Origin of the sequence: Streptomyces sp. NPDC002994 (assembly GCF_040611155.1) — a bacterium.
Classification (GTDB): Bacteria; Actinomycetota; Actinomycetes; order Streptomycetales; family Streptomycetaceae; genus Streptomyces.
In genome coordinates, this window is sequence record NZ_JBEXNQ010000016.1 from 70,460 (window position 1) to 96,533 (window position 26,074).

Genomic DNA, 26,074 nt, shown 5'->3' on the forward strand with positions numbered 1-26,074 from the left:
CTCTCCCGCTGCCTCGGAATGGACCCCACTGGCCGGCTCCCCGTCGGTTCTCTGTCGACGTCGCCGCTGGCGACATGGAACAGAGTGACAGACTGAGGCCGCGCATAAGCGCCGAGTCACCGAAGTGGTCGTAATGTGCCGGAGTTGTGAACGTACTGCGCGGGCGAAGCCGTTGTCGGCCCCGCCCGCGCCACCGCTTTACGCCTCGCGCCTTAGGCCTCGCGCGAGCCCGCGTACATCTCCTCGATGAGGTGCTTGTACTCGCGCTCGACCACCGGCCGCTTGAGCTTGAGGCTCGGCGTCAGCTCGCCGTGCTCGATGTCCAGGTCGCGCGGCAGCAGCCGGAACTTCTTGATCGTCTGCCAGCGCTGCAGGCCCTCGTTGAGCCGCTGCACGTAGCCCTCGACGAGCTCCTGGGTCTTCTTGTCCGCGACGACCTCGGCGTACGACTTGCCCTCCAGGCCGTTGTCCTTGGCCCAGCCGAGGATCGTCGGCTCGTCGAGCGCGATCAGCGCGGTGCAGTAGTTGCGGTCCGCGCCGTGCACCAGGATGTTGGAGACGAACGGGCACACCGCCTTGAACTGGCCCTCGACCTCGGCCGGCGCGATGTACTTGCCGCCCGACGTCTTGATCAGGTCCTTCTTGCGGTCCGTGATGCGCAGGTACCCGTCGACCGACAGCTCGCCGATGTCCCCGGTGTGGAGCCAGCCGTCCGGCTCCAGCACTTCCGCGGTCTTCTCGGGCAGCTGGTGGTAGCCCTGCATGATGCCGGGGCCGCGCAGCAGGATCTCGCCGTCGTCCGCGATGCGCACCTCGGTGCCGGGGAGCGGCTTGCCGACCGTGCCGGTGCGGTAGGCCTCGCCCGGGTTCACGAAGGAGGCGGCGCTGGACTCGGTCAGTCCGTAACCCTCCAGGATGTGGATGCCGGCGCCGGAGAAGAAGAAGCCGATGTCGGGCGCGAGCGCCGCCGAGCCGGAGACGCAGGCGCGCAGCCGGCCGCCGAAGGCATCGCGGATCTTGGCGTAGACGAGGGCGTCGGCGACCTTGTGCTTGGCGGTCAGGCCGAAGGGTGCGGAGGCCGTGCCCGTGCGGCGGAAGTTGTCCTGCGTGACCTTGGCGTACTCGCGGGCCACCTCGGCCGCCCACTGGAAGATCTTGTACTTCGCGCCACCGCCGGCCCGCGCCTTGGCCGCGACGCCGTTGTAGACCTTCTCGAAGATGCGCGGCACGGCCGCCATGTACGTCGGCTGGACCACCGGAAGGTTCTCGATGATCTTGTCGACCCGGCCGTCGACGGCGGTGACGTGCCCGGCTTCGATCTGCCCTGAGGTCAGCACCTTGCCGAAGACGTGCGCGAGCGGCAGCCAGAGGTACTGCACGTCGGTCGCGCTGATGAGCCCGGTCGCCACCGTGGCCTTCGCCATGTACGACCAGCAGTCGTGCGGCAGCCGTACGCCCTTGGGGCGGCCCGTGGTGCCGGAGGTGTAGATGAGCGTCGCGAGCTGGTCGGAGGTGATGGCCTCCACCCGCTCGGTGACGGCCTGCGGGTGCTTCTCCAGGTACGCCTTCCCGCGCGCCTCCAGCTCGGCGAGCGTGAGCACCCAGCCCTCGGGGTCGTCCTCGGCCGGCTCGACGCCGGTGGCGTCCATGACGACGACGTGGGCGAGGTTCGGCAGGTCGGAGCGCCGCTCGCGGGCCTTGGCGAGCTGCGACGCGTCCTCCGCGATCAGCACCCGGCTCTCGGAGTCGGCCAGGATGTACGCCGACTCCTCGGCGTTGGTCGAGGGGTAGACCGTCGTCGTGGCGGCGCCTGCGCACATGACGCCGAGGTCGGCGAGGATCCACTCGACGCGGGTGTTGGAGGCGAGCGCGACGCGCTCTTCGGGCTGTACGCCGAGGTCGATGAGGCCGGCGGCGATGGCGTACACGCGCTCGGCCGCCTGTCCCCAGCTCAGCGACTTCCAGGCGTCGGCTCCCTGCCCGGCGGGGGCCGGTACGGGGTAGCGGTAGGCCTCACCATCGGGCGTGGCAGCCACGCGCTCAATGAAGAGGGTCGCCACCGACGGCGGCCGGTTCTCGATCAAGGTCTGTGTGTCGCTCACGACGTCCTCCGGGCCTGCGCATACTGCACGACTGGCTGGTATTTAACTGGCGAGTAACCTTCGAGTGGTGATCAGAGTAAAGCGCGAGTGCCCGGGGCGTAAGGGCCTGCGGCACGCGGCTTCATAACGGAACGGCACCGTCGCCACCAGCATCTCCTCACATGCGAAAGCGCCCGTCCGTGAGTACGGAGGGCGCTTTCGCACATGCTGTCGTATGTCGTGACTACTTCTTCTTGCCGCCGGAGTCGTCGCTGGACAGCACCGCGATGAAGGCCTCCTGCGGGACCTCCACACTGCCGACCATCTTCATCCGCTTCTTGCCTTCCTTCTGCTTCTCCAGCAGCTTCCGCTTACGGGAGATGTCACCGCCGTAACACTTGGCGAGGACGTCCTTGCGGATGGCGCGGATGGTCTCGCGGGCGATGACCCGGGAGCCGATGGCCGCCTGGATGGGGATCTCGAACGCCTGGCGCGGGATGAGCTCGCGCAGCTTGGCGACGAGCCGCACGCCGTACGCGTACGCCGCGTCCTTGTGCGTGACGGCGGAGAACGCGTCGACCCGGTCGCCGTGCAGCAGGATGTCGACCTTGACGAGCGAGGCCGCCTGCTCACCGGTGGGCTCGTAGTCCAGGGAGGCGTAACCGCGCGTCTTGGACTTCAGCTGGTCGAAGAAGTCGAAGACGATCTCCGCGAGCGGGAGGGTGTAGCGGATCTCGACGCGGTCCTCGGAGAGGTAGTCCATGCCGAGGAGCGTGCCGCGACGGGTCTGGCAGAGCTCCATGATCGCGCCGATGAACTCGCTGGGGGCGAGGATCGTGGCCCGTACGACCGGCTCGTACACGTCCGAGATCTTGCCCTCGGGGAACTCGCTCGGGTTGGTGACGATGTGCTCGCTGCGGTCTTCCATGACGACGCGGTAGACCACGTTGGGCGCGGTGGCGATCAGGTCGAGCCCGAACTCGCGCTCCAGGCGCTCGCGGATCACGTCGAGGTGCAGCAGGCCGAGGAAGCCGACGCGGAAGCCGAAGCCGAGGGCCGCGGAAGTCTCGGGCTCGTACACCAGTGCGGCGTCGTTGAGCTGGAGCTTGTCGAGCGCCTCGCGCAGGTCGGGGTACTCGGAGCCGTCCAGCGGATACAGACCCGAGAAGACCATCGGCTTCGGGTCCTTGTAGCCGCCGAGGGCCTCGGTGGCGCCCTTGTGCAGGGAGGTGATCGTGTCACCGACCTTGGACTGACGGACGTCCTTCACGCCGGTGATGATGTAGCCGACCTCGCCGACGCCGATGCCGTCGGACGGCGTCATCTCCGGGGAGGAGACGCCGATCTCGAGCAGCTCGTGGGTCGCGTTGGTGGACATCATGCGGATGCGCTCGCGCTTGTTCAGCCCACCGTCGATGACACGTACATAGGTGACGACACCGCGGTACGAGTCGTAGACCGAGTCGAAGATCATCGCGCGGGCGGGGGCGTCGGCGTTTCCGACCGGAGCCGGTACGTCCTTGACGACCCGGTCGAGCAGCGCGTCCACGCCGAGGCCGGTCTTCGCCGAGACCTTGAGTACGTCCTCGGGCTGGCAGCCGATGAGGTTGGCCAGCTCCTCGGAGAACTTCTCCGGCTGGGCGGCCGGCAGGTCGATCTTGTTGAGCACCGGGACGATGGTGAGGTTGTTCTCCATCGCCAGGTAGAGGTTGGCGAGGGTCTGCGCCTCGATGCCCTGGGCGGCGTCCACGAGGAGCACCGTGCCCTCGCAGGCGGCGAGCGACCGCGACACCTCGTACGTGAAGTCCACGTGGCCCGGCGTGTCGATCATGTTCAGGATGTGGGTCGTGCCCACGTCCGGGCCCTCGTTGGGGGCCCAGGGCAGCCGGACCGCCTGGGACTTGATCGTGATGCCGCGCTCGCGCTCGATGTCCATCCGGTCGAGATACTGGGCACGCATCTGCCGCTGGTCGACCACACCGGTCAGCTGGAGCATCCGGTCGGCAAGGGTCGACTTGCCGTGGTCGATGTGCGCGATGATGCAGAAATTGCGGATCAGCGCCGGGTCGGTACGGCTCGGCTCGGGCACGTTGGTAGGAGTCGCGGGCACGCAGGGTCTCGTCTCGGGGCGATGTTGGATCGATACGTAGCTTCCATGGTCCCACGGACGGGCGGCGGGCCTCGGTTTGGGCCGTCAGGCGGGCCGCTGGTACGCTGAGCAGCTGTGTCTCGCATGCCCTCTAAGCGGCGCGGCACTCATCGAAGATCCAACGAACCTGTAGAGGCTCTTTCGTGGCGAACATCAAGTCCCAGATCAAGCGGAACAAGACGAACGAGAAGGCGCGCCTGCGTAACAAGGCCGTCAAGTCTTCGCTCAAGACCGCGATCCGCAAGGCCCGCGAGGCTGTCACTGCGGGCGACCTCGAGAAGGCCACTGTGGCCGTCCGCGAGGCTTCGCAGAAGCTCGACAAGGCAGTCTCCAAGGGTGTCATCCACAAGAACGCCGCCGCCAACAAGAAGTCGGCGCTGGCGCACAAGGTTGCCTCCCTGCAGGGCTGAGCACTCACTTGAATGACCTGCACCACCTGCACGACCGCCGGTAGGGACTCAGCGGGCCCTCTCTTCCGCTCCTGATCCGGCACCTCCGCGCCGCACGCGGCCTGCGTTCGCCACGCGGGTGCGGCGCACCAAAGCTTTCACAGGCTTCATGGCTTCATGGCTTGACCGCGAAGGCCCCGGTCGCCCGTCCTCCCCAGGACGGCGGCCGGGGCCTTCGTGCTGCTGTTACGCCGCTACTTGTGGCGGGCCGCGCGGGCGACGGTGACGACCGCCTTCTCCAGCGCGTACTCCGGGTCGTCCCCGCCGCCCTTGACGCCGGCGTCGGCCTCGGCGACGGCCCGCAGCGCGAGCGCCACGCCGTCCGGTGTCCAGCCGCGCATCTGCTGCCGTACGCGGTCGATCTTCCACGGGGGCATGCCGAGCTCACGGGCGAGGTCGGCGGGGCGGCCGCCGCGGGCGGAGGACAGCTTGCCGATGGCCCGTACGCCCTGGGCCAGGGCGCTGGTGATCAGGACCGGCGCGACGCCGGTGGACAGCGACCAGCGCAGGGCCTCCAGGGCCTCGGCGGCACGGCCCTCCACGGCGCGGTCGGCGACCGTGAAGCTGGAGGCCTCGGCGCGGCCCGTGTAGTACCGCCCCACGACGGCCTCGTCGATGGTTCCTTCTACGTCCGCGCAGAGCTGGGCGACGGCGCTGGCCAGCTCGCGCAGGTCGCTGCCGATGGAGTCGACCAGGGCCTGGCCCGCCTCGGGGGTCGCGGAGCGGCCCAGCGCGCGGAATTCGGACCGTACGAACGACAGGCGCTCGGCGGGCTTGGTGGTCTTGGGGCAGGCGACCTCGCGGGCCCCCGCTTTACGCGCCGCGTCGAGCAGCCCCTTCCCCTTCACGCCACCCGCATGGAGCAGTACGAGCGTGATTTCCTCGGCGGGTGCTTCGAGGTAGGACTTCACGTCCTTGATCGTGTCGGCGGAGAGGTCCTGCGCGTTCCGCACGACGACCACTTTGCGCTCGGCGAAGAGCGACGGGCTCGTCAGCTCGGCGAGGGTGCCGGGCTGGAGCTGGTCGGGCGTGAGGTCGCGTACGTCGGTGTCGGCGTCGGCGGCGCGGGCGGCCGCCACCACCTGCTGCACGGCGCGGTCGAGCAGCAGGTCCTCCTGCCCCACGGCGAGGGTGAGGGGGGCGAGCGGATCGTCGTTCGAATTCTTCCTGGTGGCCATCGTGGTCCAGCATCGCATGGCTCACTGACAGTCCCGTTCGTGTTGGAGAATGGGCAGGTGAGCGAAGTGAGACACGTACTGGTACTGCCGGATCGGGACGCCGCCGAGGAGGTGGCCCTGGAGCTCGGCGAGCGCTTCGGAGCTGTCGAGGAGCCGCAGCTCGTACGGGACGCGCTGGCCGGTGAGGACGATGCCGAGGACGCGCAGTGGCTGGTCGTGGTGGAGGACCCGGGCCGGCGTCTCGACCCCGGGGCGCTGCACGCACTGGCCGGCGAGTACGAGGGATGGCTCGAACATGCCTGACGTCGCCTGACCTCCGGTCCTAGGTCGGTCGGCCGAGGCGGGCGGACATGTCCCGTCGATAGCGTGCGGGCATGACGACCACGGAACCGGCGCGCAGCCGGGAGCAGCGCAAGCAGGACGTACTGGACCGGCTGGCGGAGGACGACGACCTGTGGGTCGCCACGGCGTCGGCTGACGGAGAGCCGTGCCTCGTCCCGCTGTCGTTCGTCTGGGACCAGGACACGCTCCTGATGTGCACCCGTCGTACGAACCCCACGGCACGGAACCTGACACCCGCCGGGCAGGTACGGGTCACCCTCGGCCACACCAGGGACGTGGTGCTGATCGAGGGCACCGCCGAACCCGTGGAGGGGACGGACCTGGCACCGGAGTCGGCCGACGCCTTCGCGGCGAAGCTCAACGGCTGGGACCCGCGGAACCGGACGCCCTGGGTGTACCTCCGCATCACCCCGCGCGCCGTGAAGGCGTGGCGCGAGGAGAACGAGCTGGCCGAGCGCGACCTGATGAGGGACGGCGACTGGCTCGTCTAGCTCCTCCAGTAGCTCCTCCAGCGCGTCTATCTCGCGAGCTCCGGCCCCGCGGGCACCGCACGCAGGCCGGGACCCGAGCCGGTCACCGCGATCGCCCCGTCCGTGTCCGTGCGCAGCACCGTGGCCCCACCCGTGCGCAGCGCCGTGAGCGTACGCGGCGAGGGGTGGCCGTACGGGTTGTCCCGGCCGCAGGAGACCAGAGCCAGCCGGGGGCGGGCGCGGGCGAGCAGGGCGGGGTCCTGGTAGGCCGAGCCATGGTGCGCGACCTTCAGGACGTCCACGGGCCGGAGTATCGGATGAGCTCTCAGCAGCCCTTGCTGCGCAGGGGGTTCGAGGTCGCCCAAGAGCAGCAGGGTGAGCGCGCCGGAGCTGACGAGGAGCGTGACGCTGGCGTCGTTCGGCTCTTCGGGCGTCGGCGCCGGGAGCGGAGGCGGCCACAGCGCCCGCCAGGACAACTGCCCGATGCGGCGCCGCTCCCCCGGGGCCGTGGCGAGTAACGGCACCCCTGCGGCTGCCGCGGTCCTGCGGACGAACGCACTCTGCTCCACGGGCTCCTGAAGCGACGTCGTACGGATCTCGCCCACCGAACGTCCTCGCAGCACACCCGGCAGCCCCGCCACGTGGTCCGCGTGGAAGTGGGTGAGCAGGACGAGCGGGACCCGCGTGACGCCGAGCTCGCGCAGGCAGCGGTCGATCTGCTGCGGGTCCGGTCCCGCGTCGACGACGACGGCCGTTCCCTCGCCCGCCGCGAGGACGGAGGCGTCTCCCTGGCCGATGTCGCACATCGCGAACTTCCAGCCCGGCGGCGGCCATCCGGTGACGATCCGGGTGAGCGGAACCGGCCGCAGGATCGCGAGCACCAGGAGCAGAGCGCAGGCCGCGCTCAGCCACGGGTGGCGCAGCAGCCTGCGGGCGACGAACACGGCCCCCGCCGTCACGGCGGCCAGCAGGAGCCCGCCTCGCCAGCCGCCCGGCCAGTCGACCTCCGCGCCGGGCAGCGCCGCCCCGGTACGGGCGACGGACGCGATCCATCCGGCCGGCCACCCCGCGCACCGGGCCAGCAGTTCGGCGAGGGGCATCGCCACCGGAGCGGCGGCCAGGGCCGCGAACCCGAGCACCGTCGCGGGAGCCACCGCGAACTCCGCGAGCAGATTGCAGGGGATCGCCACCAGGCTCACCCTGGCGGCCATCATCGCGACGACGGGCGCGCATACCGCCTGAGCGGCGGCTGCCGCCGCCAGCACCTCCGCAAGCCTCGGCGGCACGCCGCGCCGTCGCAGCGCGGCGCTCCAGCGCGGGCCGATGGTGAGGAGGGCGCCGGTGGCCAGTACGGAGAGCAGGAACCCGTAACTGCGGGCCAGCCACGGGTCGTACAGGACGAGCAGCAGGACGGCGGCCGCCAGGGCGGGGATCAGCTGCCTGCGGCGGCCCGTACCGATGGCGAGCAGCGTGATGGCCCCGCATGCGGCGGCCCGCAGCACGCTCGGTTCCGGCCTGCACACGACGACGAAGGCGAGCGTGAGCGCCCCGCCGAGCAGCGCGGTCGCCCGCAGGGGGATGCCGAGGCGCGGGGCGATCCCTCCCCGTTCGGCACGCAGGGCCGTGCCGGGCGGTCCGATCAGCAGGATCAGAATGATCGTGAGGTTGCTTCCTGATACGGCGAGAAGGTGCGTGAGGTCGGTGGCCTCGAAGGCCTCGTGCAGTTCGGGCGGCACCCTGGAGGTGTCGCCGACGACCAGCCCCGGCAGCAGTGCCCGCGCGTCCGGAGCGAGCCCGTCGGTGGCCTCGCGCAGCCCGGCCCTGAGGCCACCGGCCGTGCGCTGCACGGCTGTTGGTGGGCGGACCGTCCACGGCGGTTCGCCGTCCGGTACGCGCAGCACTGCGGCCACGGGGTTGCCGCCGCTGCCGCCCGTCGGGGGTGCGAGCCGCGCCGTGAGCCGCAGCCCGGTGGACGGCAGCAGCCGCTGCCACCGGGCCGCCGCCGGCCCACGGGCCGGTGCGATCACCAGGACCGGTGTACGTACGGCGGAGCTGACGGTCACGCGGGTCACGCGGGTCATGCGGGTCACGCGGGTGATGTCCGCGTTGAGCACGACCGACGTCGGCAACGTGTGGTCGCCGTACACGCGCGGGCGGGTCGTGCGGGCGTCCGAGGTGACGGTCAGTTCCGCCGTGACCTTCGCGTACTCGCGCGCCAGGCCCGGTACGGGGCCACGGTGCAGATCGGCCGCGTGCAACCCGGCCGAGGTGGCCCCTGCCGCCGCACACAGCAGCGCGGCGGCAACAGCGGTGACGCTCAGCCCGCGCCGGACCGCGGCCCCGCGCCTTGCCCGCCACGCCCGGACCAGCAGCAGCCCGGCCGCCACCCCCACGCACGCCAGCACGAACCCGGCCGCCCAGCGGCCCGAGGCCCCCACCGTCACGGAAGCCGCGGCCCACGCGGCCAGCGCGGGCGGCACCAGACGCAGATCCGCCGGCCCTTCCTGCCAGGGGTCGGACGCCCCCAGCCGATGTCCGGACGCGACGTGAACTGCCGCGCGGCGGCGCGTCATGGCCGTACGAGGGGCTGGAGATCCGCGAACCGGCGGTCGCCGATTCCCTTGACTTCGCTGAGCTCGTCGACGGAACGGAACCCGCCGTGTTCGGTCCGGTAGTCGATGATGTGCTGCGCCAGTACGGGACCGACCCCGGGCAGCGTCTCCAACTGCTCGGCGGTAGCGGCGTTCAGACCGATCGGCCCTGCGGTCCCACCGGCAGCCGCCGCACCCCCACCCCCGGCAGCCCCTACCGGCGCGGGAACCCCCACCACCACCTGCTCACCGTCCATGAGCAGGCGTGCGCGGTTGAGCCCGGCGGTGTCCGCGTCCGCCTTGATCCCCCCGGCGGCCCGCAACGCGTCGGCGACCCGCGACCCGGCCGGCAGCCGGTGAATCCCCGGCTGCCGTACTTTGCCGCTCACATCGACGACGATGCGCCCCTCAGGGCCGGTCGTCGGAGGCGGCCCCGGTGACGGTCGCGGCCGCTCTGCGGGCGACCCCACACCGACAACCTGCGGCGGCTGTACGGGCTGCGGCCGCCCCGCCCAGAAATGCTGAGCCGAGAAGACCGCACCCACAACAAGAACAACGGACAGCGCGGCCAGCGTCCTCGGTTCAAGCCCGCACCGCGACTGCACCCAGACAGGCAGCCGCTCCCGCACAGCAGCCCGCACCCGCCCCAGGCGACCCCCACCACCGCCCGCATCCCACACCGGCGCCGGAACATCCGCCACCGGCCCTGGGCCGCCCGCCCCAGAAGCCACAGCCCGTACGTCATCGGCCACCGGGCGCGGCCCGCCCCGGGGCCGCCCCAGGGAAACGCCCCGCACGGAGGCGGCCCGCAATGCTCCCCGCCCAGCCGCCGGAGCCGAACCCGAACCCCGTCCCGAACCCACCCCCGGGCCCTGACGCGCCGGAACCGGAACCGGAGGAGACACAGCGGGCTCCGAATCCGGTGCGGAAGCCGGTGCGCGAACCGAAGCCAACGCAGCAGGCAGCGCGGGAGCTGTGTCCGGGAGAGCCGGAGCCGGACGCGGCGGAACCGGAGTCCGAGTCGGCGACGGCGGTGGGTTGTTCGTGGTCGGCGGTTTGCGGCGTGGCACTGTTTCGAAAAGTGCCTCCGCGCGGCGGCGCGAGGCCGCGGACGCGGCGGATTCGTCGCCGCGGCGGCGCAGGCGGCGCCCGCTTCGGCCGTGCCCATGGCGGGCGCGGACATCGGACGACCGGACGTCGGAGGCCGGTGCGCGGCCCGGTCCACTCGTTGCGGAGCGGGCGGCGCTTGAACGTGAGCGTGATCGGAGAGCCATGTCACGAGACGGTAGGCACATCCGCCCGTCCCCGCTGATCATGGTCGATTCCCGTGGAAAACCCGTTAGTTGTGGATATCCGGGTCACCCTCAAGAGGGGTGTTACTGAGGCGCGACCACAACTCCCAGCAGTCCGGGCCCCGTATGCGCGCCGATCACCGCCCCCACCTCGCTGACATGCAGCTCCGCCAGCCCGGGAACCCGGACACGCAGCCGCTCCGCCAGCCGTTCGGCCCGCTCTGGCGCCGCCAGGTGGTGTACCGCGATGTCGACGCGGCGCGTCCCCGCCCGCTCGGCGACGATCTCCTCCAGCCGCGCGATGGCCTTGGAGGCCGTACGTACCTTCTCCAGCATCTCGATGCGGCCACCGTCCAGCTCCAGCAGCGGCTTCACCGCCAGCGCCGACCCCAACAACGCCTGTGCTGCGCCGATCCGGCCACCTCGGCGCAGGTAGTCGAGCGTGTCCACGTAGAAGTACGCCGACATGCCCGCCGCACGCTTCTCCGCGGCGGCCACCGCCTCGTCCACCGTGCCGCCCGCGTCGGCCACCTCCGCCGCCGACAGCGCGCAGAAGCCGAGAGCCATCGCGACCATCCCCGTGTCCACCACCCGCACCGGCACCGGAGCGCCCTGGGCGGCGAGCACGGCGGCGTCGTACGTGCCGGAGAACTCGGAGGACAGGTGGAGCGACACGATGCCGGTGGCGCCGGCCTCCGCCGCCGCGCGGTAGGCCGCGGCGAAGACTTCGGGACTCGGCCTCGACGTCGTCACGGACCGGCGCTTCTGCAGTGCCAGGGCCAGTGAGCGGGCCGAGATCTCGGTGCCCTCCTCCAGGGCCTGATCGCCGATGACGACGGTCAGCGGCACCGCTGTGATGCCGTGCCGCTCCATCGTCTGCTGCGGCAGGTAGGCCGTTGAATCGGTGACGATAGCGACATGGCGGGACATGAGCGGGAGGTTACCCGCCGGCGGCGCCCAACGGCAGTCCGGCCCCGCTCAATGATCCGTCCCGGGTCGGGAACCGTCTCAGACGGTGCCCTCCGGGCGGGCCGCCTTCTGCCACGGGTACGTGGTCTGCCGGCGAGGGTCACGCGCCGTGATCGCCTCAGGCCCGGCAGCGGCCCGGCGCGCCGCATCGGCCGCGTCGGCGGCATTTTCCCGGTCCGCCGCCGCGCCGGCCGCCCCAGCGGTACCGGCCGCCCCGGCAGCCGCGCCCGCCTCCGGCCAGTCGGCGTCCGCTCCCGGCCCAGTGGCCCAATGCCGCAACGCCCCCGACTCCACTTCGATCTGCGCGCTCAGCGACGCGAGGTCGTCGTCCGCGAACCGCTGCGCCCGGTCCCGTGCCGCCCACCGAAGCGAGTCCGCCGCATGCGTCACCCGTTCCGTACGCTCCCGCAGTTCCGGCAGCAGCTCCGCGACCCGCGCCTTGTCCGGCTCACGCTCCAGCCGCTTCAGGTCGTCGTCCAGTTCGTGCCCGTGCGCGCTCAGCCGTTCGAAGAGGCCGATCGACTCCGACAGCGAGGCGTCCTCCGCGACGCCCGCGTGCAGCGCCTCCTGGGTGGCCTTCATCGACGTACGCAAAGAGAGCCTCAGCTGGGCGAGCTCCCCGGCGAGGCCCACCTGCCCGAAGCTCTTCGCCCGCAGGGTCGTGTCCTCGACGGTGCGCCGCGCCTGCGTGATCGTACGGTCCACGCCGCGCTTGGCCGCACCGACCGCCTTCACGCTCACGTACACCCCCGCCGCCACGAACGCCACGAAGAGCAGCGCAAGGATCAGGATGACGGCTTCCATGAGCGCCCCTCCGTTGTCGGTCCACTCGGCTCGCGTGGTCTCTCCACCGTAAACGGAACAGGCAGGCTGAGGGTTCCATCGGAACCCCCAACCTGCCCGTAGGGGAAAGCACCTACCCGCACCTGCCCAGCGATTACGCCGGAACGATGTTCACCAGCTTCGGCGCCCGGACGATCACCTTGCGGATCCCCGCCCCGCCCAGCGCCGCGACCACCGCGGGGTCGGCCAGCGCCAGCTTCTCCAGCTCCTCGTCCCCGATCGAGGGGGAGATTTCCAGCCGCGCCTTGACCTTGCCCTTGACCTGCACCACGCACGTCACGGTCTCGTCCACGACGTACGCCGGATCAGCGACCGGGAAGTCCTGGTAGACCACGGAGTCCGTGTGCCCCAGCTTCCGCCACAGCTCCTCGGCGATGTGCGGCGCCAGCGGCGCGACCAGCAGCACCAGCCGCTCCGCGACCGACCGCGACAGCGGGCCGCCGACCTTCGTCAGGTGGTTGTTCAGCTCGGTGACCTTGGCGATCGCCGTGTTGAAGCGCATCCCCGCCATGTCCTGGCCGGCGCCGTCGATCGCCTTGTGCAGCGCACGCAGCGTGTCCTCGTCGGGCTCGGTGTCGACCACCGTGACCTCGCCCGTCGCCTCGTCGACGATGTTGCGCCACAGCCGCTGCAGCAGCCGGTACTGGCCGACCACCGCGCGCGTGTCCCACGGCCGCGACACGTCCAGCGGGCCCATCGCCATCTCGTACAGCCGCAGCGTGTCAGCGCCGTACTCGGCGGAGATCTCGTCCGGAGTGACGGCGTTCTTCAGGGACTTGCCCATCTTGCCCAGGACGCGGCTGACCTTCTCGCCCTGGTACCAGAACCCGCCGTCGCGCTCCTCGACCTCGGCCGCCGGCACCGCGATACCGCGCGAGTCCCGGTAGACGAAGGCCTGGATCATGCCCTGGTTGTACAGCTTGTGGAACGGCTCGGACGACGACACATGCCCCAGGTCGAACAGCACCTTGGACCAGAAACGCGCGTACAGCAGATGCAGCACCGCGTGCTCGGCGCCGCCGACATACAGGTCCACGCCGCCGTGCGGCATGCCCTCGCGCGGCCCCATCCAGTACTGCTCGATCTCCGGATCGACCAGCTTCCCGCTGTTGTGCGGGTCCAGGTAGCGCAGCTCGTACCAGCAGGAACCGGCCCAGTTGGGCATCGTGTTGGTCTCGCGCCGGTACTTCTTCGGTCCGTCGCCCAGGTCCAGCGTCACATTGACCCAGTCCTCGTTGCGCGACAGCGGCGTCTCGGGCCGGGAGTCGGCGTCGTCCGGGTCGAAGGTGCGCGGCGAGTAGTCCTCGACCTCCGGCAGCTCCAGCGGCAGCATCGACTCGGGCAGCGGGTGCGCGATGCCGTCCTCGTCGTAGACGATCGGGAAGGGCTCGCCCCAGTAGCGCTGCCGGCTGAACAGCCAGTCGCGCAGCCGGTAGTTGACAGTGCCCTTACCGATGCCGCGCGCGGCCAGCCACTCGGTGATCTTCGCCTTGGCGTCGACGACGCCCAGCCCGTCCAGGGAGATGTCCTCGCCCGACGAGTTCACGATCTTCGCGTCGTACGAAGCGAACGCGTCGTCCCACTCCGCCGGGTCCGTGCCCCGCCCGTCCGACGGCTCGACGACGCAGCGCATCGGCAGCTCGAAGGCGCGCGCGAACGCGAAGTCACGGGAGTCGTGCGCCGGTACGGCCATGATCGCGCCGGTGCCGTAGCCCATCAGCACGTAGTCCGCGATGAAGACGGGCACCTGCTCGCCGCTGACCGGATTGACGGCGTACGCACCGGTGAAGACGCCGGTCTTGTCCTTGGCCTCGGCCTGCCGCTCGACGTCGGACTTCGAGGCGGCCTGGGCGCGGTACGCCGAGACGGCGTCGGCCGGGGTGGCGTGACCGCCCGTCCACACGTCGTGCGTGCCCTCGGGCCAGGCGACCGGGACGATCTTCTCGACCAGCTCGTGCTCGGGCGCCAGCACCATGTACGTCGCGCCGAACAGCGTGTCCTGACGAGTGGTGAAGACGGTGATCGCGTGGCTGTCCACGGGGAAGTCGACGCGCGCGCCCTCGCTGCGGCCGATCCAGTTGCGCTGCTGCAGCTTGATCGCCTCGGGCCAGTCCACGCCGTCCAGGTCGTTCAGCAGGCGGTCCGAGTAGGCGGTGATGCGCATGTTCCACTGGCGCAGCTTGGCCTTGAAGACGGGGAAGTTGCCGCGCTCGGAGCGGCCGTCGGCGGTGACTTCCTCGTTGGCCAGTACGGTGCCCAGGCCCGGCGCCCAGTTCACGGGCGCGTCGGAGGCGTACGCCAAGCGGTAATCGCCCAGGACGTCGGCGCGCTCGGCGGCGCTCAGCTCACTCCAGGGGCGCGCGTCCGGCGTCGTACGCTCCCCGCTCTCGAACTGCGCCACCAGCTCGGCGATCGGCCGGGCGCGGTCCGCCTCCTTGTCGTACCAGGAGTTGAAGATCTGCAGGAAGATCCACTGGGTCCACTTGTAGTAGTCCGGGTCGATCGTCGCGATGGAGCGGCGCTTGTCGTGGCCCAGGCCCAGTCGGCGCAGCTGCTGCTTCATGTTGTCCATGGCGGCCTCGGTCGACACCCGGGGGTGCGTGCCGGTGGCGACCGCGTGCTGCTCGGCGGGCAGGCCGAAGGCGTCGAAGCCCAGAGTGTGCAGCACGTTGTGGCCGGTCATGCGCTGGTAGCGGGCGAAGACGTCGGTCGCGATGTAGCCCAGCGGGTGGCCGACGTGCAGTCCGGCGCCCGAGGGGTACGGGAACATGTCCATGATGAACTTCTTGGGCTTGGCGGCCAGCTCCGCGTCGCCCGCCAGGTCACCGCTGGGATTCGGGGCCTCGTACGTACCCTCGGCGTCCCAGAAGTCCTGCCAGCGTGCCTCGATGTCAGCGGCCATCGCGGCCGTGTAGCGGTGCGGCGCTGCCACCTCGGCAGCAGAATTCGTCTCGCTCATGATCCTCAAAGCTCCATCGATCGTCTCTGCCAGCGGCTGCGACATTCAGACTGTGACGTTCAGCGAATGAACTGTGACGTTCAGCCAATGAAAAATCCCCTCGCACAGGAGGGGACGCCGCGCCGATTCCGACCGGATCTTTCATCCGTCGGGACTGATCAGCGCGGCTCGCTAAGCAGAAGGCGTACGGCACGCATGGCGTCAGGGTACCGCAGCGCCCGAGAGGGCCGCATCGCGTATCCGAACGCCGGACTCAGCAGCCCTCTGACCGCGTTCGACTGGGGTTACTCCGCGTATCGGCCCTATCCGGGGCAACGCCCGAGCAAGTTTTCCCACAATCACCGCGCTAAACCCTCAAACGGCGTACTGCCTGGTATGGGGCGACCTAGCATGCGGCAACGGGACCACTTTGCCGAACCATTCGGAGTCGCCCCCCATGAACCCTCGTCGAAAAATAAGTTCCTCCCCCGCTTTCCCCGCATTGAGCCGCCCCGTCCAAGGAGGCCTCACAGCCGCCGCGTTGATCCTCATACCGCTGCTCGCCGTCGCCGGCAGCGACAGTCTGCGCGCCGCGCTCGACTTCACGACCGGCGTCCTCTCGCTGGTCTCCCTCACCGCCGCCGTCGCGTGGGGCCTGCTGGCGACCGACCGGCTGCTGCTCCGGCCGCGCCACCGCCTCCTCGCCCAGGGCGTCCACCGCGCCACCGCCGTCGCCTCCCTCGGCTTCCTGCTGCTGCACGTAACGGTCAAGGTCTCGCTGGGACATGTCGCACTCCTGGGAGCCCTGGTCCCCTTCGGCCTCGGAGTCAGCGGTACGTCCGGCCTCATCGGATTCGGCTCGCTGGCCGGATTCCTCATGGTCGTCGCGGCCTCGACCGGCGCCCTGCGCAGCGCGTTCGCCACTCCGGGGCGCATTGCGGGCCGCTGGCGCTCGCTGCACATGGTCGCCTACCCCGCGTGGGGGTCGGCGCTGGTGCACGGCCTGTTCGCGGGCCGGCCCGCCGCGGGCTGGGTCGTCACGATGTACGCCCTGTCCCTCACGGCGGTCGTCGCCGCCCTCTCGCTGCGCCTGCTGCCGCCGCCGCTCAAGCGGATCATCGTGGACCGGGTGGTGGCTCTGGCCACGTCCGGCTCCCTCACCGCGGCGCCCGAACCGGCGCCCCGCGACGCCGCCACCTCCCCGCTGCCGGGCGGCGGGTTCGCCCCGCCGCAGGAGCCGCCGCGGCCGCAGCGGCAGCCCGAGCAGCTGTTCCGCGAGGACACGCAACCCCAGCCGCAGCGCCTCACGGCTCCCGCCCCGCCCCTGTACGAGGCCGGGCGTTCCCCTGAGGGCCTTCGCGGGGCGCCGGACACCGGCATTTCGGCGGCGTACCGCGCCGTGTCGGCCGCGACGGCCGCCTCCGCCCCCACGGAACGGATCCCCCTGGCGGAGCAGATCCCCATGACGGAAGAGATCCCCGTCCAGGCGGCGCCTCCGTCGCCTCGCTGGCCCACCCCGTCACCCCCGCCGCCGGCCCAGGCCCTGCGCCCGCCCTACGACCCGGACCGCGCGGCGTACGGCCCGGGAGCCGTCCCCGCACCGGACCTTCCCGGGTACGGCCCGAACCCGGAAACCGACGTTCCCTGGAACAGCCAGAACCCCGAAACGAACGTTCCCTGGAACGGCCAGAACACCGTCCCCGACGTTCCCGCGTACGCCCCGGATACGCCCACCGGACCGCTCCCCCACCCCCACCCCCTCGACGACACCGAGCCCGCGCCGGGTCAGCTCTACCGGCCCGCTGCCGGAGAGCCCTGGCACGCACCCGCAGGAGACCGACGTTGAACGTCCCCCTTCCCGACGTCCCCGAAGTACGCGTAGTCGGCCTTCCCCAGCTGACCACCGGCTTCGACCTGGTCGAGCGCCTCGACCTCGGCATGCACCTGAAGGTGCACGGCCCGCTGGAACCGATGGGCGGGGAGCGCCTGGCCGAACTCGCCGACTACATCTCGCTCCGCGGCCGCGGCGGCGCCGGCTTCCCCTTCGGCAAGAAACTGCGGGCGGTCGCACAGGCCTCCATCCGGCGCGGGGTGCGCCCCGTAGTCGTGATCAACGGCAGCGAGGGCGAGCCCGCCTGCCGCAAGGACACCGTCCTGCTCAACCGTGCCCCGCATCTCGCGCTCGACGGCGCCCTGCTCGCGGCCGAGGCGCTCGGCGCCCGTACCTTGATCGTCGGCGTCACCCGCAACTCGACGGAAGCTTCCATACGCGCCGCTTTCGCCGAGCGCGGCCTGTCCGACCGGCGCGGACAGCAGCTGCGCGCCCGGATCGTGCGTACCCCTGAGCGCATGGTCTCCGGCGAAGCGTCCTCACTGATCCGCGCCGCGAACGGCGGCCCGGCGCTCCCTCCCGGCCGCCGCGAGCGCGCTTCGGAGACAGGAGTGGGAGGCGCGCCGACACTGCTGTCCAACACCGAGACCTTCGCGCAGCTCGCCGTGGCCGCCCGCATAGGCGCCCGCCGCTACGGCCACACCGGCCTGGAGAAAGAGCCGGGCACCGTCATGCTCACCATCTCCGGCGCCGTCTCGCGCCCCATGGTCGTCGAGGTACCGACAGGTGTCCCGCTGCGTTACGTCCTCCAGATGGCCGGCGCCCCGCCGCTGCCCCAGGGCGTGCTGACCGGCGGCTACCACGGCAACTGGATCGACGCGGTAGCCGCGCACGACGCCGTGATCTCCCGCGAGTCCCTCGCCTCGTTCGGCGGCGCGCTGGGCGCGGGCGCGATTCTCCCGATCGGCCCCGAGACCTGCCCGCTGGGCGAGTCGCTGCGCGTGGCGAACTGGCTGGCCGCGGAGACAGCGGGCCAGTGCGGCCCGTGCCGCCTGGGTCTGCCGGCAGCCGCCGGCGGCCTCTCCGACGTACTCAACGGAGGAGGTCAGGCAGCCCTGGAGGCACTGCGCGAAGTGACGCAGGCCGTGAAGGGCCGGGGCGCGTGCAAGCACCCCGACGGCTCGGTGCGCTTCTTCGTCTCGACCCTCAACGCCTTCACCGACGACCTGGCGGCGCACGTCCTGGGCGGCGGCTGCGGCCGCGAGACGATGGGCGTGCTGCCGCTGCCCGGGCCCGGGTACGAGGAAGAGGGCATCCCGAGCGGCGAGAAGTTCGCGGTCGACTGGACGCTGTGCAAGGGCCACGGGCTGTGCGCGGACATCGTTCCCGAGCTGATCCGGCTCGGCCCCGACGGTTACCCGGCGCTCGCGGACGCATCGATTCCGGTACACCTGCGGGGACGCGCCCAACGTGCCGTACGCCGCTGCCCCGAGCTGGCGCTGCGCATCGAGCAGGAGGCCCCCGAGCGCCCGGCGCGGCCCGCGCTGCCGCCGGGCGGCAGGAAGGCCCTGGGAAGCGGCAGGGGCTGAGCCGCCCCGGAAACGAAAGGATCCCCCGGTCGAATCGACCGGGGGATCCTCATTCTGTGGAGCTAAGGAGAATTGAACTCCTGACCTCCTGCATGCCATGCAGGCGCTCTACCAACTGAGCTATAGCCCCGTGTGTTCCGCCGCTCTCCGGGTTTCCCCCGCGGCTCCGCCAACATTACACGGTCCCCCCGGCCCTCCACCAAATCGTTTGTCCGCACACCCGTTCTGTCCCCATACGCCCGGTACTGTCAGCTTGCGTGACCGTGACCGCGCAGACCGCCGCCGCCCGCCACACCCTTGCCCGGCGGCCGATACTCGTCGCCGCCTCGGTCTGCTTGATCTCCTTCGCGGCCTTCTGGGCCGCCCAGCGCGCCGCCGGCGTCTCGATGATCGACCTCATGGTCTACCGGGCCGAGGGCGAGACCGTACGGGCCGGCCAGGACCTCTACGCGATGCGCGCCACCCGGGCGAACCTGCCGACCACCTACCCGCCTTTCGCGGCCCTGATGTTCACCCCGCTGACGCTTCTCGACGTCCACGGGATGCGCGCTCTCGCCACCGCCGGGAACCTCGTCCTCCTCGTCGCGTTCGTCCGTCTCTCGCTGCGTCTGGTGGGTCGCGAGAGCGCCACCGCCGTCCTGTTGACCGCCGCGCTCGCCGTCTGGTGCGAGCCGGTGTGGACGACGCTGCGGTACGGGCAGGTCAATCTGCTGCTCGCGGCAGCCGTGCTCTGGGACCTCACCCGCCGCGACGGCCACCGGTGGGCGGGCGTGGGCATCGGCCTCGCCGCTGCGGTGAAGCTCACACCGGCGCTCTTCGCGGTCTTCCTCCTGATCACCGGTCTGGTACGGGCAAGGGGCGCCGTACGCCGGGTCCCGAACCCCTGGCTCCGGCAGGCCGGGACAGCCGCGGCGGTCTTCCTCGCGGCCACCGTGACGGCCGCGGCCGTCCTGCCGCACGACTCGCGCCGCTACTGGACGGGGATGGTCTTCCAGGCGGGCCGGGTGGGCCACGCCGAAGACACCGCCAACCAGTCCCTGCGCGGCGTACTGGCCCGGCTGCTGCACACGGGCGATCCGGGCCCCTGGTGGGCCGTGGCCGCCGTCCTGGCCGCCGTGGCGGGCCTCGCCGTCGCCGTGTCCGCCGAACGGCGCGGCGAGCGGGCCGGCGCGGTGGTCGCGTGCGCGCTGACCGCACTGCTCGTCAGCCCGGTGTCGTGGTCGCACCACTGGGTGTGGTGCGTGCCCGTGGTGCTGTTCCTGGGAACGCGCGGCAGCACAGCAGCGGCGGCGGTGACAGCGACGGTCTTCTGTTCGTACGCGTTGTGGTGGGTGCCACACGGTGCGGGACGGCTCGAACTCACCCAGAACGCCGGGCAGATGGCGCTGTCGGCGCTCTACCCGCTCACGGCCCTCGCCGCGCTGCTCACACTGCTCAGGCTGTGGCGAACGAATAGAAGCGCTTGAGCGTGCAGTGTTCGTCGAGCAGCCGACCGTAGATCGGCTCTCCTTCGAGCTCGCGGTACGTCTCGATGGGGTCGCCTTTTATGATCAGCGCCCGGGCGCATTCCTCGCACCAGTACTGGTAGTCGGCGTTGACCGGTTCCATGTCCCTGACGATGGGCGTGCCACTGCCGCACCAGTCGCATTTCCGCCTGTGTGCGCCCATCACTCAGTTCCAGGTGTGGCGGCAGGCCGTGCACACGTACGCGATACCTCCGTTGTCGCTGCCGGGCAGACCACGGACCGCGTCGAGGCTGCTCGCGGGCATCGCGCTCTCCCTCCCCATCAGGCCGTCGTCCCCCTCCGGCGGTCCCGATTCTGCCATGGCTCCGCAAGGGGGTCAGTGGCGTGAGCGCAGGAGGCCTGCCACAGCGCCGAAGAGGGACGCGGCAGCCAGCGCAAGAGCGCATACCCACAGCGCATCCGCGTACGCATACGCCCCCGGCGCATTCAGCCGGTTCAGGAAGAGAGTGCCGAATGTCGAGACTCCGAGCAACTGCCCCAGCTGGGTGAGCGTGACGAGCAGCCCGCTGGCATCCGCCGCGTCCTCGGGCCGTACGGTCGCGAGCGCACCCGTGAGCGTCGGGCTGAAGCCGAGCGCCATGCCGGCCCCCGCGCCCGCGAAGACGGCGTACATCCCGGGCCCTCCGCTGCCGCCGTCCCGCATCACCAGACCGACGGCGACACAGGACAGTGCCGCCAGCACGAACCCGCCCGGGGCCAGCATCCCTTGCAGTCGGGCGGGCCAGCGCCGCCACGTCAGCCCGACGAGTCCGAAGAGCACCGCCGCCGGCGCGAACGTGAGCCCCGCGCGGAGGGCCGAATACCCGAGCCCGCCCTGGACGTACAGGGTCAGCACGAAGAGGAAGCCCGCGTTCACCGCCATCACCACGACGATCCGCAGGGCCGCGAGCCCCATGCCCGGAATCCGCAGCACCCTGGGCGCGATAAGCGGCGCGCCGCCGCGCGCGGCCAGCCGTGACTCGTACGCCAGGAAGCCCGCGAACAGCACCCCAGAGGCCGCCAGGGACAGCCAGGCCGCCAACGGCCAGCCGTCCTCCTGCCCGAGCACCAGCGGCACGGTGAACAGCGTCACAGCGGCGGCGAGCAGCACGAGCCCCGGCACGTCGAGGCCACGCGCGCGTTCCGGCTCGCCGCGGCGGTCGCGCGGCAGCAGGCGCGTACCGAGGAACAGCAGCACGACGCCCATGGGAACGTTCACCAGGAACACCGGGCGCCAGCTCGTGCCGAACAGGTCGGCGCTGACCAGCACCCCGCCCACCACCTGACCGGCGGCGGCCCCGGTGGCGAGCACGGCCGAGTACGCGCCGAGCGCCTTGGCCCGCGCCTCGCCCTCGAAGTTGCGCTGGATCACGCTCAGCACCTGCGGGATCATCAGCGCCGCGCCCGCGCCCTGGACCAGCCGGAAGGCGATCAACTGGCCGGTGCCGGCGGCCAGTCCGCAGGCCAGCGAGGCCACGGTGAACAACGCGAGGCCGCCCAGGTAGGCGCGACGGTGCCCGAGCAGGTCGCCGAGCCTGGCGCCGGTGACCAGCAGGACGGCGTACGCGACGGTGTAACCGGCGACGACCATCTGCAACCCGGCGCCCGACGCGCCCAGTTCGGTGCGGATGGTGGGGGCGGCGACGTTGACGATGAAGACGTCGAGCAGCGCCATGAACTGCGCGGCGAGCACGACCGCGAGCAGCAGCCCCGGCCGCGCACGCGCGGCTCGAGGGGAATTGTCAGTGGCAGGGCCTTTACTGGATACGGGACTTGGACTGTGACTCGCCGGGGAGGTTGTCGTCATGGTGCCGAGCCTGACGCCAGTCCGGTACGGGTAACGAGAGCCCGCTGATGCTGGTACTGACAGCACCTGGCAAGGGACGGGCAGCGCGACGACCATGGGGGGCATGACGACGATGACCACGGCTCAGCGGCGCAGACCGGAGCTGGCCGCCTTCCTGCGCGGTCGGCGGGCCCGGGTGACCCCGGAGGACGTCGGCATGCCACCGGGCCTGCGCCGCCGTACGCCCGGGCTGCGCCGCGAGGAGGTCGCGCAGCTCTCCGGGGTCGGCGTCACCTGGTACACCTGGCTGGAGCAGGGCCGTCCGATCAACGCCTCGGCGCAGGTCCTGGACGCCGTGGCGCGTACGCTCCGGCTCGACCAGCCGGAGCGGGAGCATCTCTACCATCTGGCCGAGGTGCCCTACGCCCCGGACCGTGAGGCGGATGTCCAGAGCGTCAGCCCGGAGATCCAGGGCATCATCGACGCCCTCTCCCCGCGCCCGGCCGTCGTCTACAACACGCGCTACGACATCCTGGCGACCAACGACGCCTATCGCGGTCTGTTCGGCATGCCGCGCGTACCTCGCGTACCGGAGCCGGGATCCGCCGTACGCAACGCTCTGTGGGAGCTCTTCACCGTGCCCGAGCCGGCCTGCCCGCTGGTCTTCCGGGAGGACGAACTGCCCAGGATGGTCGCGCAGTTGCGCAGCGCGTACGGACGGCACGTGGGCGAGCCGGTCTGGGAGACGTTCATCCGCCGTCTCTCCGCGGCCAGTCCGTACTTCGCCGGGCTGTGGGAGAGCGGTGATGTCGTCCCGCCGGGCCCGCACGTGAAGACCTTCCGGCACGAAGCGGTAGGTGAGATACGGATGACGTCGGTATCGCTGTCCATCAACGGAATGCCGGAATGCCGGATCGTCGCCTACACACCCGTCGACGAGGAGAGCCGGCAGCAGATGGAGTCCCTGCACCGGTACAACAAGAAATCCCGGCCCCTCCTGTGAGGAGGAACCGGGATCCTGATTGCGATTGTGGAGCTAAGGAGAATTGAACTCCTGACCTCCTGCATGCCATGCAGGCGCTCTACCAACTGAGCTATAGCCCCGCTGTTCTCTGCGCTGTGCGCTGCGAACAAGAAGAACTTTAGCCTGCGACCTGGGATAAGTGAAATCCGTCAGTCGTCGTCGCCGAGCACCGGTTCCGGGAGCGTCCCGGCGTTGTGCTCCAGCAGCCGCCAGCCGCGGGCGCCTTCGCCCAGCACCGACCAGCAGCAGTTGGAGAGCCCGCCAAGGCCCTCCCAGTGGTACGACTCCAGACCCAGGAGCCGGCCGATGGTGGTGCGGATGGTGCCGCCGTGGCTGACGACGACGAGCGTGCCGTTGTCTGCCAGCTTGTCGGCGTGCGCGAGCACGACAGGAGCCGCCCGGTCGGCGACCTCCGTCTCCAGCTCGCCACCGCCGCGCCGCACCGGCTCGCCGCGCTTCCACGCCGCGTACTGCTCGCCGAACCGCCCGATGATCTCGTCGTGCGTCAGGCCCTGCCAGGCACCCGCGTACGTCTCGCGCAGCGCGGCGTCGTGGGTCACGTCGAGGCCGGTCAGAGCCGACAGCTCGCCGGCCGTGGCCGACGCCCGCTTGAGGTCGGACGCGATCATCGCGTCCGGCTTCAAGGAGGCGAGCAGCCTGGCGGCCCGGCGCGCCTGGGCGACGCCGGTCTCGGTCAGCTCGATGTCGGTGCTGCCCTGAAAGCGGCGCTCCAGATTCCACGACGTCTGGCCGTGCCGCCACAGGACGATCCGGCGACCCCGGTTCTTCTTGACGGTGCCAGTCCCGGTGTCGCCGCCGGTGTCGCTGCCGTTCAGCTCAGGTCTCCGTCCACATCACCGGCCGCACGCGACTTCGCGTGCTCCTCGGCCAGGCCGCGGGTCTTGACGGCGTCCTCGGGCAGGGAGATCTCGGGGCAGTCCTTCCACAGGCGCTCCAGAGCGTAGAAGACACGCTCCTCGCTGTGCTGGACGTGGACGACGATGTCGACGTAGTCGAGAAGCACCCAGCGGGCCTCGCGGTCGCCCTCGCGACGGACGGGCTTGACGCCGAGGTCCTTGTTCAGCCGCTCCTCGATCTCGTCGACGATCGACTTGACCTGGCGGTCGTTGGGCGCCGAAGCGACCAGGAAGGCGTCGGTGATGGACAGCACATCGCTGACGTCGTACGCGATGATGTCGTGCGCGAGCCGGTCTGCGGCCGCCTGAGCGGCGGCGTTGATGAGCTCGATGGAACGGTCAGTGGCGGTCACTAGCAGGCTTTCGTCGGCGGTCAGAGATACCCCCAGGGTCTCACGGACCGCCGACAGCCCCGACGGGATTACTTCGCCTCGAAATCCTGGCCCAGTACGACCGTCACATCGGCGTTCGCGGCGGCCTTGCCCTTGCGCACCGCTTCCACCGGCAGACCCAGCGTCTTCGCGACCTCCAGGGCCTCCGGCTTCTGCGCCTCGTCGCCATAGCTGACCTGCGACGATGTGACCACAGCGGTGGCTTTGCCGGTGTCCACGAACGCGTATCCACCGGTGATCAGGGCAATCCTGGCGGTCTCGGTGGCGTCCGGGTTCCCCTGGGCGTTCTTGACGCCGACCCGCACGGCCGCGCCCTGCTCCGGGCTGCTGGCCGAGCCGCCGAGGATGTCCTTCACCACACTGTCGGCGGCGGAATCACTCAGCTTGCCGTCGGGCTGGACCGGCAGCTGCGCCGTCTTGTACTTGCCGCGCTTGGCGTGCTCGGCGAGCTTGGCGAGGGAGGCACCGAGGTCCTTCTCGGGCAGCGACGGGTCGAGGATCTGCGCCAGCGTGCGGACGGTGGTGGTCGCCGCCTGCGGGTCGTCCGAGATCTTCTTCAGTACGCCCTGCATGACCTGCCCGAACCGCTGGAGCTGCTTGGCCTCGGCCTCGCCCGGCGCCCGGTAGGTGGCGTACGCGACGGCCATCCGGCCACTCAGCGTCTGCTCCTTGCCCTGCCGCACCACGGGCGTCGCGCCCTTCTTGGTGTCGGGCACATCGGTGTCGGTGTCGATGTCGATGTTGCCGACCAGCTCGACGAGGTTCTCCAGGTACGGGGTGTCGAGCCGCCAGGTGCCGCTGATCTTCGTCCCGAGTACGGAACCGATCGCCTCGCGCGTGCCCGTCGAACCGTCGTCGTCGACGGACTTGGCGAGCGTGGTCGTGGTGCCGTCGTCGTTCGCGACGGAGAGCGAGTTCGGGAGCAGGACGGTGGTGCCCTGCCCCGTGGTGGTGTTGTCCACGAGCAGCGCGGTCGAGGTGGCCCCCTGCGTGGTGTGCAGGTGCACCGCGATCACATCGCGCTTCTCCGGGCCCGACGCGGTGCCCGGAGCGTCCCCCTTGCCCGCGACGCCGGGCAGCAGTCCCGCGTACCAGAGGTAGCCGACGCCGCCCGCGACGACGAGGGTCAGAGCGACGACCAGGGAGACGACGCGGTTACGGCCGCGGCGTCTGGCTTCCTCGCGGCGCTCGGTGCGGCTCTCGGTGAACTTCAGCCAGTCGATGACGTCTTCGGAGTTCTCGTCCGGCTCTTCGACGAAGGAGAACTGCTCGGTCGCGTACCCGGGCTCGGGCCGGCGCTGCTCGGGAACGGGCACACGGGCGGACACGGGAGCGGGCTCGGGGTCCGGCTCCGGTTCGGGTTCCGCCTGAGGAGCGGGAGCGGCCTGCTGCGGGATCCACTGCTGCTGCTGAGCGGTGTCGACGTACCCGTACTGCTGCTGCGCGTACGGGTCGTACGACGGCTGCTGCTGATGCTGCTGCTGGGCGTACGGGTCATAGCCGTACCCCTGCTGCTGTTGCGCGTCGTACTGCTGCTGCGGCGGCTGTTCCTGTGACTGCTGCTGCTGCGCCTGCTGGTACACCGGCTGCCCGTACGCGTCGTAGCCGATGATCTCCGGCTGCTGGGCGTACGGATCCTGCGCGTACGGGTCGTACGGGTACTGTCGGTCGTTCACCGGTGCCCCTCTCCCTGCTTGTCTGTGCTCCCCGTACTGCCGGGCCGGCCCG

At 70.9% G+C, this 26,074-nt stretch carries 20 protein-coding genes and 2 tRNA genes; 7 read left to right on the plus strand and 15 right to left on the minus strand.

Annotation, left to right across the window (positions count from 1 at the left end; genetic code table 11):
- Positions 1-212 precede the first annotated feature (212 nt).
- Positions 213-2,102 carry an AMP-dependent synthetase/ligase gene (locus ABZX79_RS22235; protein ID WP_355260280.1) on the minus strand — a complete coding sequence of 630 codons (1,890 nt, stop codon included), beginning with the start codon at positions 2,100-2,102 and terminating at the stop codon, positions 213-215.
- 223 nt (positions 2,103-2,325) lie between these two features.
- Positions 2,326-4,191 carry a translation elongation factor 4 gene (gene lepA, locus ABZX79_RS22240; protein WP_355260282.1) on the minus strand — a complete coding sequence of 622 codons (1,866 nt, stop codon included), beginning with the start codon at positions 4,189-4,191 and terminating at the stop codon, positions 2,326-2,328.
- 182 nt (positions 4,192-4,373) lie between these two features.
- Here lepA and rpsT point away from each other — a divergent pair, with 182 nt between their 5' ends.
- Complete coding sequence (rpsT, locus tag ABZX79_RS22245) at positions 4,374-4,640, plus strand: 30S ribosomal protein S20 (RefSeq protein ID WP_214979475.1); 267 nt, start codon at positions 4,374-4,376, stop codon at positions 4,638-4,640.
- Positions 4,641-4,873: 233 nt separating this feature from the next.
- On the opposite strand, the gene holA is transcribed toward rpsT, so the two are convergent.
- On the minus strand, positions 4,874-5,857 hold the full coding sequence (holA, locus tag ABZX79_RS22250; protein ID WP_355260284.1) for a DNA polymerase III subunit delta: 984 nt from the start codon (positions 5,855-5,857) through the stop codon (positions 4,874-4,876).
- A gap of 57 nt (positions 5,858-5,914) precedes the next feature.
- Here holA and ABZX79_RS22255 point away from each other — a divergent pair, with 57 nt between their 5' ends.
- Together ABZX79_RS22255 and ABZX79_RS22260 are read left to right on the plus strand one after the other, a co-directional pair.
- On the plus strand, positions 5,915-6,160 hold the full coding sequence (locus tag ABZX79_RS22255) for a hypothetical protein (protein WP_215129904.1): 246 nt from the start codon (positions 5,915-5,917) through the stop codon (positions 6,158-6,160).
- A 71-nt stretch (positions 6,161-6,231) separates the two neighbouring features.
- On the plus strand, positions 6,232-6,690 hold the full coding sequence (locus ABZX79_RS22260; RefSeq protein WP_355260287.1) for a pyridoxamine 5'-phosphate oxidase family protein: 459 nt from the start codon (positions 6,232-6,234) through the stop codon (positions 6,688-6,690).
- Positions 6,691-6,716: 26 nt separating this feature from the next.
- Here ABZX79_RS22260 and ABZX79_RS22265 read toward each other — a convergent pair whose 3' ends face one another.
- The 5 genes from ABZX79_RS22265 to leuS form a co-directional block, all read right to left on the minus strand.
- A complete protein-coding gene (locus ABZX79_RS22265) occupies positions 6,717-9,242 on the minus strand; it encodes a ComEC/Rec2 family competence protein (RefSeq protein WP_355260290.1) in 2,526 nt (841 codons plus the stop codon).
- Positions 9,239-9,649 (minus strand): ComEA family DNA-binding protein, encoded by a 411-nt coding sequence (locus ABZX79_RS22270; RefSeq protein WP_355260293.1) that lies wholly within the window; start codon positions 9,647-9,649, stop codon positions 9,239-9,241. The genes ABZX79_RS22265 and ABZX79_RS22270 overlap by 4 nt, the downstream gene beginning before the upstream one ends.
- A 987-nt stretch (positions 9,650-10,636) precedes the next feature.
- Positions 10,637-11,482 (minus strand): DegV family protein, encoded by an 846-nt coding sequence (locus tag ABZX79_RS22275; protein WP_355260296.1) that lies wholly within the window; start codon positions 11,480-11,482, stop codon positions 10,637-10,639.
- 78 nt (positions 11,483-11,560) lie between these two features.
- On the minus strand, positions 11,561-12,325 hold the full coding sequence (locus ABZX79_RS22280; RefSeq protein ID WP_355260299.1) for a hypothetical protein: 765 nt from the start codon (positions 12,323-12,325) through the stop codon (positions 11,561-11,563).
- Between the two features lie 133 nt (positions 12,326-12,458).
- Complete coding sequence (leuS, locus tag ABZX79_RS22285) at positions 12,459-15,323, minus strand: leucine--tRNA ligase (protein WP_355260302.1); 2,865 nt, start codon at positions 15,321-15,323, stop codon at positions 12,459-12,461.
- 520 nt (positions 15,324-15,843) lie between these two features.
- Between leuS and ABZX79_RS22290 the strand changes: the two genes are divergently transcribed.
- Positions 15,844-17,148: a hypothetical protein gene (locus ABZX79_RS22290; RefSeq protein ID WP_355260305.1), complete on the plus strand. Its 1,305-nt coding sequence runs from the start codon at positions 15,844-15,846 to the stop codon at positions 17,146-17,148.
- A complete protein-coding gene (locus tag ABZX79_RS22295; protein WP_355260308.1) occupies positions 17,145-18,722 on the plus strand; it encodes an NADH-ubiquinone oxidoreductase-F iron-sulfur binding region domain-containing protein in 1,578 nt (525 codons plus the stop codon). The genes ABZX79_RS22290 and ABZX79_RS22295 overlap by 4 nt, the downstream gene beginning before the upstream one ends.
- 57 nt (positions 18,723-18,779) lie before the next feature.
- On the opposite strand, the gene ABZX79_RS22300 is transcribed toward ABZX79_RS22295, so the two are convergent.
- Positions 18,780-18,852, minus strand: a tRNA-Ala gene (locus tag ABZX79_RS22300).
- 127 nt (positions 18,853-18,979) lie between these two features.
- Here ABZX79_RS22300 and ABZX79_RS22305 point away from each other — a divergent pair.
- Positions 18,980-20,188: a glycosyltransferase 87 family protein gene (locus tag ABZX79_RS22305; protein ID WP_355260311.1), complete on the plus strand. Its 1,209-nt coding sequence runs from the start codon at positions 18,980-18,982 to the stop codon at positions 20,186-20,188.
- On the opposite strand, the gene ABZX79_RS22310 is transcribed toward ABZX79_RS22305, so the two are convergent.
- The gene (locus ABZX79_RS22310; RefSeq protein WP_028813478.1) at positions 20,157-20,390 is read right to left on the minus strand and encodes a hypothetical protein; all 234 of its coding nucleotides are present in this window, start codon (positions 20,388-20,390) and stop codon (positions 20,157-20,159) included. The genes ABZX79_RS22305 and ABZX79_RS22310 overlap by 32 nt on opposite strands.
- 174 nt (positions 20,391-20,564) lie before the next feature.
- Complete coding sequence (locus ABZX79_RS22315) at positions 20,565-21,920, minus strand: MFS transporter (RefSeq protein ID WP_355260315.1); 1,356 nt, start codon at positions 21,918-21,920, stop codon at positions 20,565-20,567.
- A 226-nt stretch (positions 21,921-22,146) separates the two neighbouring features.
- Between ABZX79_RS22315 and ABZX79_RS22320 the strand changes: the two genes are divergently transcribed.
- Entirely contained in the window at positions 22,147-23,016 is an 870-nt protein-coding gene (locus ABZX79_RS22320) for a helix-turn-helix transcriptional regulator (protein ID WP_355260516.1), read from the plus strand.
- A gap of 28 nt (positions 23,017-23,044) precedes the next feature.
- Here the strand turns inward: ABZX79_RS22320 and ABZX79_RS22325 are convergent.
- The 4 genes from ABZX79_RS22325 to ABZX79_RS22340 all read right to left on the minus strand — a co-directional run bounded on the left by ABZX79_RS22325 (position 23,045) and on the right by ABZX79_RS22340 (position 26,022).
- Positions 23,045-23,117, minus strand: a tRNA-Ala gene (locus ABZX79_RS22325).
- Positions 23,118-23,186: 69 nt separating this feature from the next.
- Complete coding sequence (locus tag ABZX79_RS22330; protein WP_355260519.1) at positions 23,187-23,873, minus strand: histidine phosphatase family protein; 687 nt, start codon at positions 23,871-23,873, stop codon at positions 23,187-23,189.
- The gene (gene rsfS, locus ABZX79_RS22335) at positions 23,870-24,307 is read right to left on the minus strand and encodes a ribosome silencing factor (RefSeq protein WP_308315699.1); all 438 of its coding nucleotides are present in this window, start codon (positions 24,305-24,307) and stop codon (positions 23,870-23,872) included. The genes ABZX79_RS22330 and rsfS overlap by 4 nt, the downstream gene beginning before the upstream one ends.
- A gap of 68 nt (positions 24,308-24,375) precedes the next feature.
- Positions 24,376-26,022 carry an LCP family protein gene (locus ABZX79_RS22340; protein ID WP_355260318.1) on the minus strand — a complete coding sequence of 549 codons (1,647 nt, stop codon included), beginning with the start codon at positions 26,020-26,022 and terminating at the stop codon, positions 24,376-24,378.
- Between the last annotated feature and the right edge of the window lie 52 nt (positions 26,023-26,074).

Bases quoted from the DNA above. Each gene is read 5' to 3' on its own strand.
- ABZX79_RS22320 (WP_355260516.1), top strand. From the start codon at position 22,147: ATGACCACGGCTCAGCGGCGCAGACCGGAGCTGGCCGCCTTCCTGCGC.
- leuS (WP_355260302.1), bottom strand. From the start codon at position 15,323: ATGAGCGAGACGAATTCTGCTGCCGAGGTGGCAGCGCCGCACCGCTAC.
- ABZX79_RS22310 (WP_028813478.1), bottom strand. From the start codon at position 20,390: ATGGGCGCACACAGGCGGAAATGCGACTGGTGCGGCAGTGGCACGCCC.
- ABZX79_RS22260 (WP_355260287.1), top strand. From the start codon at position 6,232: ATGACGACCACGGAACCGGCGCGCAGCCGGGAGCAGCGCAAGCAGGAC.
- ABZX79_RS22265 (WP_355260290.1), bottom strand. From the start codon at position 9,242: ATGACGCGCCGCCGCGCGGCAGTTCACGTCGCGTCCGGACATCGGCTG.
- ABZX79_RS22280 (WP_355260299.1), bottom strand. From the start codon at position 12,325: ATGGAAGCCGTCATCCTGATCCTTGCGCTGCTCTTCGTGGCGTTCGTG.
- ABZX79_RS22275 (WP_355260296.1), bottom strand. From the start codon at position 11,482: ATGTCCCGCCATGTCGCTATCGTCACCGATTCAACGGCCTACCTGCCG.
- holA (WP_355260284.1), bottom strand. From the start codon at position 5,857: ATGGCCACCAGGAAGAATTCGAACGACGATCCGCTCGCCCCCCTCACC.